13 protein-coding genes are annotated in these 12,631 nt (G+C 37.7%); 12 read left to right on the top strand and 1 reads right to left on the bottom strand.

Annotation, left to right across the window (positions count from 1 at the left end; all coding sequences use genetic code 11):
* Positions 1-81 precede the first annotated feature (81 nt).
* The 12 genes from PPA04_RS00165 (at position 82) to PPA04_RS00220 (ending at position 11,912) form a co-directional block, all read left to right on the top strand.
* Entirely contained in the window at positions 82-1,020 is a 939-nt protein-coding gene (locus PPA04_RS00165) for an SGNH/GDSL hydrolase family protein (protein ID WP_057782311.1), read from the top strand.
* 5 nt (positions 1,021-1,025) lie between these two features.
* Positions 1,026-1,628 (top strand): YpmS family protein, encoded by a 603-nt coding sequence (locus PPA04_RS00170; RefSeq protein ID WP_057782312.1) that lies wholly within the window; start codon positions 1,026-1,028, stop codon positions 1,626-1,628.
* 10 nt (positions 1,629-1,638) lie between these two features.
* The gene (locus PPA04_RS00175; RefSeq protein WP_057782314.1) at positions 1,639-1,863 is read left to right on the top strand and encodes a YozE family protein; all 225 of its coding nucleotides are present in this window, start codon (positions 1,639-1,641) and stop codon (positions 1,861-1,863) included.
* An 18-nt stretch (positions 1,864-1,881) separates the two neighbouring features.
* The gene (locus tag PPA04_RS00180; protein ID WP_057782315.1) at positions 1,882-3,309 is read left to right on the top strand and encodes a S41 family peptidase; all 1,428 of its coding nucleotides are present in this window, start codon (positions 1,882-1,884) and stop codon (positions 3,307-3,309) included.
* 19 nt (positions 3,310-3,328) lie between these two features.
* Positions 3,329-4,198 carry a ribosome biogenesis GTPase YlqF gene (gene ylqF / locus PPA04_RS00185; protein ID WP_057782317.1) on the top strand — a complete coding sequence of 290 codons (870 nt, stop codon included), beginning with the start codon at positions 3,329-3,331 and terminating at the stop codon, positions 4,196-4,198.
* Positions 4,176-4,952, top strand: a complete 777-nt coding sequence (rnhB, locus tag PPA04_RS00190; protein ID WP_057782319.1) for a ribonuclease HII — start codon at positions 4,176-4,178, stop codon at positions 4,950-4,952. Before ylqF ends, rnhB begins: the two co-directional genes overlap by 23 nt.
* A gap of 35 nt (positions 4,953-4,987) precedes the next feature.
* Positions 4,988-5,878, top strand: coding sequence for a DNA-processing protein DprA (dprA, locus tag PPA04_RS00195; protein ID WP_057782320.1), 891 nt, complete (start codon positions 4,988-4,990; stop codon positions 5,876-5,878).
* A 66-nt stretch (positions 5,879-5,944) separates the two neighbouring features.
* A complete protein-coding gene (gene topA / locus PPA04_RS00200; protein ID WP_057782322.1) occupies positions 5,945-8,020 on the top strand; it encodes a type I DNA topoisomerase in 2,076 nt (691 codons plus the stop codon).
* Positions 8,021-8,110: 90 nt separating this feature from the next.
* Entirely contained in the window at positions 8,111-9,019 is a 909-nt protein-coding gene (gene xerC / locus PPA04_RS00205) for a tyrosine recombinase XerC (protein ID WP_057782324.1), read from the top strand.
* Between the two features lie 17 nt (positions 9,020-9,036).
* Positions 9,037-9,579 carry an ATP-dependent protease subunit HslV gene (gene hslV / locus PPA04_RS00210; RefSeq protein WP_057782326.1) on the top strand — a complete coding sequence of 181 codons (543 nt, stop codon included), beginning with the start codon at positions 9,037-9,039 and terminating at the stop codon, positions 9,577-9,579.
* A gap of 12 nt (positions 9,580-9,591) precedes the next feature.
* On the top strand, positions 9,592-11,013 hold the full coding sequence (gene hslU, locus PPA04_RS00215) for an ATP-dependent protease ATPase subunit HslU (RefSeq protein ID WP_057782328.1): 1,422 nt from the start codon (positions 9,592-9,594) through the stop codon (positions 11,011-11,013).
* Positions 11,014-11,033: 20 nt separating this feature from the next.
* Entirely contained in the window at positions 11,034-11,912 is an 879-nt protein-coding gene (locus tag PPA04_RS00220; RefSeq protein ID WP_057782331.1) for an aldose 1-epimerase family protein, read from the top strand.
* A 49-nt stretch (positions 11,913-11,961) separates the two neighbouring features.
* Here PPA04_RS00220 and plsY read toward each other — a convergent pair whose 3' ends face one another.
* Positions 11,962-12,564 carry a glycerol-3-phosphate 1-O-acyltransferase PlsY gene (plsY, locus tag PPA04_RS00225; protein ID WP_057782425.1) on the bottom strand — a complete coding sequence of 201 codons (603 nt, stop codon included), beginning with the start codon at positions 12,562-12,564 and terminating at the stop codon, positions 11,962-11,964.
* Between the last annotated feature and the right edge of the window lie 67 nt (positions 12,565-12,631).

The following is a 12,631-nucleotide window of genomic DNA, read 5'->3' on the forward strand; positions in this document are numbered from 1 at the left end:
CAACTGGTAGAAATTTAAAAAACTACCATTTGTCCCGTGTTTATATAAGTCAAGAATTTTAGGAATCAGGGAGTAAATTTAATGAAAAAATTCATCGACTGGGTAATTATGCTTATCGTTTTTGCGGTGATCGTGGCGATGGTTGTGCTTGGATTAAATTATTATTTTCCAAAAAATTCTACAAATAACCAATCTTCAACCCCTACTAGAACAGTCCACAAAGTCACAAAAGTTCAAAAAAAACATGTTAACATAACCGCAGTTGGTGACTCGCTCACTTATGGTGTTGGAGATACCAAAAATGAGGGTGGGTATACCAAACGTTTGAAAAAAGATCTTAAGTCAACCTATCATTTGAAAGCCTCTGTTTCAAACTATGGGATTTCGGGTGAACGGAGCGATCAAATTTTAAAACGGGTTAAGCAAAACACAAAATTGCAGAAATCACTTAAAAATTCAGATGCAATTACGGTAACTGTCGGCGGAAATGATCTGTTTCAAGCTCTACAAAAATACTCAACTGCCTCCGAAGGCAAGTTCACGCTTTCGTTGGAGCGCCTTAATATCAAATATGCAACGCAAGTCCAGGATCTGTTAAAACAAATTAGGCGTTATAATCATTCTGCACCAATTTATGTTTTTGGAATTTATAATCCGTTTTTTGTTTATTTTCCTAACATCACACAGATTAATCGCGCAGTGACTAATTTTGATGAAACCACTAAAGCTGCGGTTTCACAATCAAATTCTGCATACTTTATTTCGGTAAACAAATTGTTATCGCAAGGACAGTATCAAAGCACCAAGGCACTTTCAGAATTGAAACAAAGTTCAACTGCAAAATCAATTAACGAAATGCAAATTAGTAAAATTGAAAAAAATCTTGAAAATACAAAAGAAAAGAATATTTACCTTTCCAGTAGCGATCATTTCCATCCTAATCCTAAAGGTTACGACCAAATGACCAGACTATTATTAAGAAGTATGAAAACTCATGAGCAATGGCTCTATAAGGACTGAAAAAAATGCAAAAACCTAATCAACTTACAAAAAAACGTCCCAATTTATGGAAATGGGCATTTATTATTTTATTGGCTTGCCTAGTTGCCTTTGGAATCTTTTTTAGGACGAGAATTGCCAATACTCCTGTCCCAGAAACCAAAAATACAGCAACTCAGACAGCAGCAGCTTCATTTGATGTTAATCTCAACAAAAAACAATTGAATGCGTTGATGGCGGCGTATTTAAAGCCATACCAAACGAATAAAAGTTTCACCTATCAATTGAAAGTCAATAAACAAGTCCTTTTAATTGGCAAAGTAAAAGTATTAGGGAGCGACGTAAACTATGCTTTATCATTAACACCTCAAGTTACCAATGCAGGAAACATAGTTTTAACAGCTAAACACTTGTCAGTTGGTGCTTTAAGTATCTCCCCAAAAATGGTTCTTGCGTATATTGGTTCAAATTATAAACTCCCAAAGTGGATTACGATGAGCGGGACAAAGATCACTTTAAATTTACAGAAGATTAAGACAACCAATGGTGTTTATTTTAAAGCTAAAAAATTAGACATTCAGAACAATAAATTTGTATTTTCAGTAAATATCCCTAAACAATCAAATTAGAGGCTTAATTATGAGTAAAACATTTTATCAATTTTTAATGACTCAGAGGAATCCAGAAAGTTACGAACCAATCGCCGAGTTTGCTAATAATGCATTTTTTGATCAATCATTTCCAAAACAATCAACAAACTTTAACGAAATTTCAAAATATTTAGAGCTAAATGGGAATTATTTACCTTCCATGACCGTTTTTGATGATGCCTGGCAAAAATATTTAGACCTAAATAATCATTAATAGACGGGAAGCTTTCAAATGAATAAAAAACAATCCAAAACAGTGAAACGATCTACTCTAGTTTGGTCCATTTTAGTTGCCTTAGTCGTTGGTGGCGCCCTCGCTTATGGGGTTGCATACTTTCAGACTAGAACCTTAGTTTCTCAGGCGCAAACAACCACTGCGTCAATGCAAAAAATTCAAGCAGTTTATGAAACTATAGAAGGTAATTATTATAAATCTGTGAGTGCAAAGAAGGTCACAAATGGTGCTATAAAAGGGATGATTTCGTCACTTGATGATCCATTCTCCGAGTATATGGATAAAACGGAAGCATCCAGTCTAAACGATCAGATTTCGTCAAGTTTTTCAGGAATTGGCGCAGAAGTGCAGAAGTCAGATCAGTATATAAAAATTATTTCACCAATCAAAGGAACGCCAGCTAAAAAGGTCGGTTTACAACCAGGCGATTTAATTACAGCGGTTAATGGTAAATCACTTGCCGGAAAATCAGTCACGGATGCCGTGAAACTGATGCGTGGCAAGATTGGGACTAAAGTTACACTGACAATTAAACGGGCTGGGAAGAGTTTTAAACAAACGCTGACAAGGGCAAAAATTCCAGTAAGTACGGTCAATTCAAAGGTTATTAATAAAAAAATTGGGTACATTCAGATCACCTCCGTGTCAGAGCGCACTGCGGCCGAGCTAAAGAAGGCGTTGAAGCGACTAGATAAGAAGGGTGTCACTTCATATGTATTGGACGTGAGGGACAATCCCGGCGGTTTAATGGACCAAGCTTTAAAGATGTCATCCATGTTTCTAAAAAATGGCAAAATTATCATGCGCGTACAGACCAAAAATGGTCAGCAACAAGTTTATAAAGCTGGGAAGAAATATGATGGTGGCTACAAGGTGACTAAACCAGTCGCTGTCCTAATGAATGGCGGAAGTGCTAGTGCCGCGGAAATATTTGCCGGCGCACTTCACCAATCAGCAGATGCACCTCTAATTGGGACACAATCGTATGGAAAGGGAACCGTTCAAACAGTTAGCGACTTCAAAGACAAGAGTGAAATGAAGATTACAATTGCCAAATGGTTAACACCAAATGGGGATTGGATTAATAAAAAGGGATTAACGCCAACTTATAAGGCAGATTATCCAAAATACGCTTACCTTCAGTTGATCAATACAAAGAAAACTTATAAAAACGGAGACGTTTCTAGTGAAATCAAGACATTACAAAAAGAATTAAAAGCGCTTGGTTACTTTAATGGTAAAGTTAATGGATACTTTGGTTCATCAACGGAAAATGCTGTTCAGGCATATCAAAAGAAGGAAAACTTAAAAGTAACTGGAACAGCCAATGAAAAAACTGTTTTAAGTATTGAAACCAAAGTTCAAAGTAAAGTTGCTAAGAATGATAATGCCTTAAAAAAGGCTGAAAGTATTTTAGACAAGTAAAGAAATAACGGAGAATATAATGGCAAACATACAATGGTTTCCAGGCCATATGGCCAAAGCAATTCGAGAAATTCAGGAAAAATTACATCTGGTTGATATTATTTTTGAATTGGTTGATGCCCGACTTCCTGAATCTTCAAGAAATCCAAAGGTTAAAGAAATTATTCAACAAAAACCTCATTTATTGATTTTGACTAAAAGTGATTTGGCTGATCCTCTAGTGACTAAGCAATGGTTAGACTACTATCATGAACAAGGACAGCAGGCAATTGCAGTGGATTCACGGGTGCGAACAATTGAAAGAAATATTCAAAAACCCGCGCAAGAGATCTTAGCACGACAATTAAAGAATCAAACCGATCGTGGTTTACAACAACAGACAATTCGGGCTGTTTGCGTGGGCATTCCTAACGTAGGAAAGTCAACCTTACTCAACCATTTGGTGAATAAAAAAATTGCTAAAACTGCCGATCGCCCTGGAGTAACCAAGAATCAACAGTGGCTTAAATCAAAAAATGGATTGGCACTTTTAGATACACCAGGAATTTTATGGCCTAAGTTTGAGGATCAAAGTGTAGGCAAGCGCTTGGCATTCACAGGAGCAATTAAGGAAAGTCTTTATGCCAGCGATGATGTCGCTTTATTTGGCCTTGAAGTTTTTAAAACTTATTATGCCAAAATGTTGAAAGATCGTTATAAACTCACTGATCAAGATTTGGAGCTAGCTACTCCTGATTTGTTACTTAAAATCACAAAGTTTCTTGGAATGGGCGAAGATTATGACCGGGCAAGTAACCGCATCATGCTAGATGCGCGTAAAGGAAAATTAGGCCGTTTTACTTTAGAACGGGTTGAGGACCTCACAAATGGAAAAACAACTAACAATTAAAGGCATTAAAAGTCAATTGGCTGCAATCAGTCAAGAAAATGATCCCCTGCTTATTCTTTACAAAGATGATCGTCGAGTTGGTGTTCAAAAATTATTAAAACAGACTTACAAGAAAATTCAACAACATCAACTTTTAGTTGCCAAATTTCAACAACGGTTAGCCCTTGAAAAAGTGGCTTGGAGTCACGGATTGAATTTTGTTGCTGGTATAGACGAAGTTGGCCGGGGATGCCTTGCTGGACCGGTTATTACTGCCGCCGTGATTTTGCCACACAATTTTTCAGTAATTGAAGTAAATGATTCCAAACAATTATCTCGACATACTAGGGAACGGCTTTACCCACAAATTATTGAACAAGCACTCGCCGTCTCGATTGGCGTTTCTTCACCAAGTGTCATTGACCAAATTAATATTTTACAAGCTACTCGGCAAGCAATGAAAAAAGCTGTGTTGGGCTTATCCATCTCCCCGGATAAACTTTTAGTAGATGCAGTTGATGTTCCGGTTGATATTCCTAAACAACGAATGTTTAAAGGAGATGCCAAAAGTGCTACCATTGCGGCAGCAAGTATTGTAGCTAAAGTCTATCGAGATCATTTGATGGCTATTTATGACCACCTTTATCCAGGATATGATTTTGCCGATAATATGGGTTATGGGACTGCCAAACATCTTCAGGGACTGCAAGCTTTCGGGACGACACCTATTCACCGATTAACTTTTGCACCAGTGAATCAATTCATAAAAAACTAATTTATTTGCGTATCTTTTTCTGTGAGGTGAAAAATATGCAAATTAAGCATTTTTTATTAAAGTTACATTTATGTAAAGGGATTGGCTGTCATGGGGAAACAAAGTTTTGGAATTGGTGGCATTTATATCATAAAAATGACCAAAATTGTGAATTATCGGCTACCGATAGCACAGCACTAGGATTTGTTAGTAAGCAAAACCACATGCAATTTATGAACGATTTTAATTCAAATCGTTTGCAAGATTCTATAAATCGGCATCTTACTGAAACCAAGATATTGGCAATTTGCGACGATAATTATCCCATTCAATTAAAAGAATCTTATATGGCTCCAGTGATTCTCTTCTACCAGGGAACATTGGAGCTTTTGCGCTTCCCATTATTAGGTGTCGTGGGGGCTCGATTGGCTGATCATTATGGTGTGGAAAGTTTAAACATCCTTTTGCCAGATGTCATCAAACAAAATATTGCCGTTATCAGCGGTTTGGCTGATGGTATTGATGCTTTGTCACACAAAGAAGCTCTTCGCCAGCACGGTTACACAATTGGTGTTATTGGGACGGGTTTAAATCGTTATTACCCCAGGAAAAATATAAAACTTCAAAAATATATGGCCAATAATCAATTAATTTTATCTGAGTATCCACTAGACTCTGGTCCGCAAAGACACCACTTTGTGGAACGCAATCGAATTATCGCTGGCCTTTGCGAAACATTATGCGTTATTCAAGCCAAACAGCGAAGTGGTAGCTTGATTACGGCTAACCTGGCCTTGCAGAACAATCGAAATGTACTCGCGGTTCCAGGCAAAATTGATGATGTTCTTTCGGTAGGTTGTAATGAATTAATCGTTGCTGGAGCAAAACCTGTTCTAAATTCTGGGCATATAATAGAAGAGTTTAATTTGACAGATTACAGAATATGAAATACGATTACTAGGAATTAGCAACGTTTAGAGTTTCAAACTACATCAGGTTAAAGGAGTTTGGTTATGGCTACAAAAACCAAAAAGAAACTCGTCATTGTGGAATCTCCTTCAAAAGCAAAGACGATTGAAAAATATTTAGGTCGAACCTACAAAGTTATCGCAAGTTTAGGCCATATTCGTGATTTACCAAAAAGCAAAATGGGTGTCGATGTTGAAAATGACTTTGAGCCCCATTACATTTCAATTCGCGGAAAAGGCGACGTGATCAAAAATTTGCGTTCAGAAGCAAAAAAAGCAAAAAAAGTTTATTTGGCTTCTGATCCTGACCGTGAAGGAGAGGCAATTGCTTGGCATCTATCCTATTTATTAGGATTGGATACTAAAGATAAGAACCGGGTGGTCTTTAATGAAATTACAAAAGACGCCGTAAAAAACGCATTTAAGGAACCACGATCAATTGACATGAGTTTAGTTGACGCTCAACAAGCTCGTCGTGTTTTAGATCGATTAGTTGGCTATTCCATTAGTCCCTTGCTATGGAAGAAAGTGAAAAAGGGTCTGAGTGCTGGTCGTGTTCAATCGATTGCTTTGAATTTAATCATTCAACGTGAAAATGAAATTAAAGCTTTCAAACCAGAAGAATATTGGACAATTGATAGTGAATTCCAAAAGGGAAAGCAGAAGTTTAAGGCTTCTTTTTATGGTGAAAAAAATAAGAAATTAGCTTTGGCTGACAATGATGCTGTTCAAAAAGTTTTAAAAAAGATTGATAAAAAACAACCATTTGAAATCACTAAAGTAACTAAAAAAGAACGGAAGCGATTCCCAGCACCACCATTTACAACTTCCTCTATGCAACAAGAGGCTAACCGCCGTTTGAATTTTAGAACTCGAAAAACAATGATGGCAGCACAACAACTGTATGAAGGAATCAATATAGGTAAAGAGGGCACAGTGGGACTCATTACCTATATGCGTACTGACTCTACTCGAATTTCTTCAATTGCGAAGCATGAAGCTTCTGTTTTGATTCATGAAAAATATGGGGCTGAGTACGCGGCTACAAAGCCTCGTAAAGGGAAAATGCCAGAAGGGGCCCAAGATGCCCATGAAGCTATTCGTCCTTCGTCAGTTAAGCGCACCCCGGAGGATTTAAAATCTTATCTCTCCAAAGATCAATTCAGACTCTATAGTTTAATTTGGTCCCGATTCATGGCCAGTCAGATGACGCCAGAAATTATGGACACCATGTCCGTTTCTTTAGAACAAAATCAGGTTAATTTTAGAGCTAATGGTTCAAAAACTAAGTTTGCTGGTTTTACCACGATTTATAAAAATGCAACCGATAAAGATAACATTCTTCCTGATTTAGAAGAAGGCGACTCTGTAAAATTAACAAAAACTGATCCTGCTCAACATTTTACGCAACCACCTGCTCGTTACAGTGAAGCCAATTTAATCAAGGCGCTTGAAGAAAACGGTGTTGGTCGTCCTTCAACCTATGCACCAACCTTGGATACAATTCAACGGCGGTATTATGTAAAATTAGTTGCCCGGCGTTTTGAACCAACTGAACTCGGTGAAATTGTTGACAAGATTATTGTTGAATTTTTCCCAGATATCGTAAATATCAAGTTTACTGCAAATTTGGAAAGTGAACTTGATGGTATTGAAGAAGGTAAAGAAAACTGGGTTGAAGTTGTTGATGAATTTTACAAGCCGTTTTCTAAAGAAGTTGCCCATGCTGAAGAAAACATGGAGTCTGTTCAAATCAAAGATGAACCAGCTGGATTTGATTGTGACGTCTGTGGTTCACCAATGGTTGTCAAGATGGGACGTTACGGTAAATTCTTTGCTTGCTCACGATTTCCAGACTGTCGAAATACAAAAGCAATTGTTAAAGAAATCGGTGTTATTTGTCCAAAATGCCACAAGGGACAAATCATTGAACGAAAATCTAAGCGGGGACGCATTTTCTATGGCTGTTCTCGTTATCCGGATTGTGACTTTGTTTCTTGGGATAAACCAATTGGACGCGACTGTCCAAAAGATGGTCATTTCTTAGTTGAAAAGAAAGTAAAGGGCGGTAAGCAGATCGTGTGTCCTAATGGCGACTATGAAGAAGCAGTTCAAAAATAAATATTTAGCAAACTCTAAGTGTTCGGCAGGGTTTGTTATTGAGTTTTCCTCCGTATTTTGCTAAAGTGGCAAGTGTACGGAGGTTTTATTATGGCGCAAGATGACATCAAATTGTTCTTAGAATATTTACGTGTTGAACGCCAATATTCACAGGACACAATCAAGGCATATCACAGTGATTTGGAAGAATTCTGCTCGTTTTTAGAACACAATGGCGGTATGAAACCATTCAAAGAAATTGATCATCTAGATGTAAATGTTTTTATGACTGATTTATTTGATCGTAAGTACAGTCGCACAACCATTTCACGAAAATTATCGAGTTTGCGTTCCTTTTATAATTTCTTGGCTAAAAATGATTTAGTCACTAACAATCCGTTTGCAGGTATTAAGCTAAAAAAGCATCAGGATCAGTTACCCCGTTTCTTCTATCAAAAAGAAATGGATGCTTTATTTAAGGCGGCCAAATCGGAATCACCTTTGGCATTACGAAATAGTGCTTTATTAGAGGTCTTGTATGGGACTGGAATTCGGGTTAGCGAATGTGCCAATCTTAAGTGGAAAAATGTCGATTTTGTTTTAAAAATGATGTTAATTCGTGGTAAAGGTGATAAAGAACGCTACGTCCCGTTTGGTCAGTACTGTTTTAATGCGCTCAAGGCCTATCAAGAAAACTGTCGTCAACCGCTTATGGTCAAGTATCACAAGCAACATGATTTTGTTTTCGTGAATCATTATGGCGATCCCATTACTTCAACTGGAATCGAATATGTTTTAAATCAAATCATTAAACAAAGCAGTTTAACCAGTCATATTCATCCCCATATGTTGCGGCATACATTTGCCACGCAGCTGTTAAATAACGGGGCAGATTTACGTACGGTTCAAGAACTTTTGGGTCATAGTAGTTTATCAACGACTCAAATCTACACACATGTGACACCGGATAATTTACAAAGTAATTACCGTAAATACTTTCCCCGAGCAACACATGAATAGTGAAAGGAAGAAAAACAATGCCAGTAAAATTTGAAGCAACAACAATTATTGCTGTTCATAATAATGGAACGAATGCTATGGCCGGTGATGGTCAGGTCACAATGGGTGAAAAATACATTATGAAAGGTACTGCTAAAAAGATTCGGCGCATTTTCAACAATGAGGTTGTTGTTGGTTTTGCCGGCAGTGTGGCAGATGCTTTTAACCTAGAAGATAAATTTGAAAAAAAGCTTTCAGAATATTCTGGAAACTTGCAACGTGCTTCTGTGGAACTTGCTCAAGCTTGGCGCAGTGACCAAAACCTTCAAAAACTGGAAGCAATGCTGATTGTCATGAACAAAGACGAAATGTACCTTGTTTCGGGAAGTGGCGAAGTTATTGAACCAGATGAAGGAATTCTGGCCATCGGTTCTGGTGGTAATTTTGCTCTCGCTTCTGCCAAAGCACTCAAAAAGCATGCAAGTCAGTTATCAGCACGTGAAATTGCAGAAACCTCAATTAATGTGGCTGGTGATATTGATATTTTCACTAACCATCATGTTATTTCTGAATCATTTTAGGAGGACTTAAAAATGGCCGAAATTGATAAAACACCGAAACAAATTGTCAGTCAACTTAACGAGTATGTCATTGGTCAAAACGCAGCAAAAAAGGCTGTTTCGATTGCACTACGTAATCGATATCGCCGATTACAGCTTTCTCCGGAAATGCAAACAGATATTACGCCGAAAAACTTATTAATGATTGGACCAACTGGTGTCGGAAAAACAGAAATTGCGCGACGTTTAGCAAAGATTGTTGATGCCCCATTTGTAAAAGTTGAGGCTTCAAAGTTCACAGAAGTGGGCTATGTTGGCCGTGATGTGGAGTCAATGATCCGAGATCTAGTAGACGTTTCTGTTCGCATGGAACGAAAAAGCCAGTTTAAAGACGTGCGCGTCGAAGCTGAAAAACAAGCTGACAATCGCCTTGTCAAACTTTTGGTTCCTGCTGTAAAACAAAACACAAATCAAAAGCAAAATGGCGTTGATTTTCAAAATTTGATGAGTATGGTCGAAAAAATGCAGCGTGGTGAAACTCCTGAAGATTTAACTTCTCAACCAGAAGAAATATCTGATGAAGTACGTGACCAGCGTCTTTCTGTTTCTGAACAGCTAAAACGTGGGTTGCTTGAAAATAAGGAAGTCACCATTGCAATGGATGATCCTCAACAAACCCCTGGCATGAATAACATGATGGGACAAATGGGTATTGATCTTGGTGAATCATTGGGTCAGATGTTGCCTAAGAAACGCATTCAGCGAACCATGCCAGTCTCTGAAGCACGGGAAATTTTAGTTCAAGAAGAATCTGACAAGTTAGTGAACCATGGTGACCTTAATCATGATGCAATTAAACGAGCAGAGAATACAGGAATTGTCTTTATTGACGAAATTGATAAAATTATCGCGAAATCTCAACAAAATTCTGGAGAAGTTTCTCGGGAGGGCGTTCAAAGAGATATTTTACCAATTGTTGAAGGTTCACAAATTAACACAAAGTATGGGGTTATCAACACAGATCATATTTTGTTTATTGGTTCAGGAGCTTTTCAAGATTCCAAGCCAAGTGATTTAATTGCCGAACTCCAAGGACGTTTTCCAATTCGAGTGGAATTAAATGATTTAACTAAAGAAGATTTTGTTAAAATCTTGACCGAACCCAATAATGCCTTAGTCAAACAGTATATTGCTTTAATCGGAACTGACAACATCAAATTGACGTTTACCATTGAGGCCATTAACAAAATTGCCGAAATCGCTTATAATGTTAACCATGAAACCGAAAACATCGGTGCTCGCCGTCTGCATACAATTTTGGAAAAATTGTTGGAAGATATCTTGTATGAGGGTGCTGACATGGAAATGGGTGATATCACCATCACTGAACATTATGTTGAAGAAAAAATTGGTGATATTGCTGGTAATAAGGATCTTAGTCAATATATTTTATAAAGTAAACGGGGTTTGAATATATGGTTACATTGAAGAATGAGTATTTACAGGTGGAAATTAATGAACTAGGCGCTGAGTTAACCAGTGTCAGATCTTTAGAAAATGATTTGGAGTACATTTGGCGCGCTGATAAAAAAATTTGGGGGAGACATGCACCAATTCTGTTTCCAATCGTTGGTCGCTTAAAGGACGATCACTACGAATATAAGGGCACAAGCTATGAAATGCATCAGCATGGATTCGCTCGTGATTCTGTGTTTGAGGTGGTTGACAGTAGTGACACACATGCTACGTTAAAGCTTATTGATAATGATAAAACGCATAAAATGTATCCATTTGAATTTGAGTTAGTTGTTAGCTTTGATTTGAAGGATCATGAATTGCATGAAACTTACCGAGTTTACAATCCGGATGCCGAAAATCATCTGCTGTTCTCAGTTGGCGGTCATCCAGGCTTTAATACTAATCTTGGTGCAGACCAAACTTTCGAAGATGTGAAATTAAGTGTGGCACCTAAACAAAGTTATTCGCAAATCCCATTAAAAGCACCTTTAAATGATGCCGATAATGCATTTCCAATTGATTTTACGAAGTCACTACCATTAACGCATGAAACCTTCAAAGAAGATGCGATTATTCTTGAACTCCATGATCCAGAAACAACAGTTATGCTTGATAACACTAAGAATGACCATGGCGTCGCGTTAACGGTCGAGAATGCGCCTTATGTGGGGGTGTGGTCTCCTTATCCTGCAGAAGGCAGTTTTGTCTGTATCGAGCCTTGGTGGGGCATTGCTGACAGTGTTAACAGTACCGGAAAGTTAGAAGAAAAAATGGGAATGAATGATCTAAAACCACAAAGTGAAGCTTCACAAAGTTTTGAAATTTCTTTCTTTTAGATGAGTCAAAAGAAAGAGGGTGTCACAAATGTGACACCCTCTTTCCGTTCTATGAATTTTTCTTTTTAGTATAGTTGTACCAAAACCCAAATGGGATTAAACTTTCAGTTCCGTTTTTTAACCGTTGAATATTTTCTCGATGCCGATAAAATATAAAGAAGGTTAGGGCAACGGCCACACATGTTAATATAATATCGTGATAAACTAATGACCAAAAACTAATGATAATCATGGCCGTCATGCTTGCAACACTCACCCTACTAGTTAAGTAGACGAGGCTGGCAAAAACTACGCAAGCAATAATAAAAAATTGAGGATTATAAGCTAATAAAATTCCTGCACTTGTGGCAACGGCTTTACCACCCTTGAAACGATCAAAAATCGAAAATGTATGACCAACAATTGCTGCCAGCCCAATTAGAAGCGGATTTACATGTGGGGTCTGGAAAATATAAGGTTGACTAGCCGCCAAAGTTCCTTTTAAAATGTCCATCAACAGGACAACAGTCCCTGCTTTAGGACCAAGTACCCGAAAGGTATTAGTTGTACCAATGTTGCCGCTACCCGATTGGCGAATATCAACATTGAAAAACTTTTTCCCAATCATCACACCGGAAGGAATCGATCCAAGCAGGTAGGCGATGATTAACATTGCAATAATTTTAAGCAAGAATTTGCCCTCTTTTCAATTGAGAATCAAGTATAATTTTAGCATGTTT

Origin of the sequence: Pediococcus parvulus (genome assembly GCF_007990205.1) — a bacterium.
GTDB lineage: Bacteria > Bacillota > Bacilli > Lactobacillales > Lactobacillaceae > Pediococcus > Pediococcus parvulus.

What these genes read in the sequence shown, in the direction of transcription:
- xerC (WP_057782324.1), top strand. Translation starts at nt 8,111, where the DNA reads ATGGCGCAAGATGACATCAAATTGTTCTTAGAATATTTACGTGTTGAA.
- hslV (WP_057782326.1), top strand. Translation starts at nt 9,037, where the DNA reads ATGCCAGTAAAATTTGAAGCAACAACAATTATTGCTGTTCATAATAAT.
- rnhB (WP_057782319.1), top strand. Translation starts at nt 4,176, where the DNA reads ATGGAAAAACAACTAACAATTAAAGGCATTAAAAGTCAATTGGCTGCA.
- ylqF (WP_057782317.1), top strand. Translation starts at nt 3,329, where the DNA reads ATGGCAAACATACAATGGTTTCCAGGCCATATGGCCAAAGCAATTCGA.
- PPA04_RS00165 (WP_057782311.1), top strand. Translation starts at nt 82, where the DNA reads ATGAAAAAATTCATCGACTGGGTAATTATGCTTATCGTTTTTGCGGTG.
- PPA04_RS00220 (WP_057782331.1), top strand. Translation starts at nt 11,034, where the DNA reads ATGGTTACATTGAAGAATGAGTATTTACAGGTGGAAATTAATGAACTA.
- PPA04_RS00170 (WP_057782312.1), top strand. Translation starts at nt 1,026, where the DNA reads ATGCAAAAACCTAATCAACTTACAAAAAAACGTCCCAATTTATGGAAA.
- PPA04_RS00175 (WP_057782314.1), top strand. Translation starts at nt 1,639, where the DNA reads ATGAGTAAAACATTTTATCAATTTTTAATGACTCAGAGGAATCCAGAA.
- dprA (WP_057782320.1), top strand. Translation starts at nt 4,988, where the DNA reads ATGCAAATTAAGCATTTTTTATTAAAGTTACATTTATGTAAAGGGATT.
- plsY (WP_057782425.1), bottom strand. Translation starts at nt 12,564, where the DNA reads ATGTTAATCATCGCCTACCTGCTTGGATCGATTCCTTCCGGTGTGATG.
- topA (WP_057782322.1), top strand. Translation starts at nt 5,945, where the DNA reads ATGGCTACAAAAACCAAAAAGAAACTCGTCATTGTGGAATCTCCTTCA.
- hslU (WP_057782328.1), top strand. Translation starts at nt 9,592, where the DNA reads ATGGCCGAAATTGATAAAACACCGAAACAAATTGTCAGTCAACTTAAC.
- PPA04_RS00180 (WP_057782315.1), top strand. Translation starts at nt 1,882, where the DNA reads ATGAATAAAAAACAATCCAAAACAGTGAAACGATCTACTCTAGTTTGG.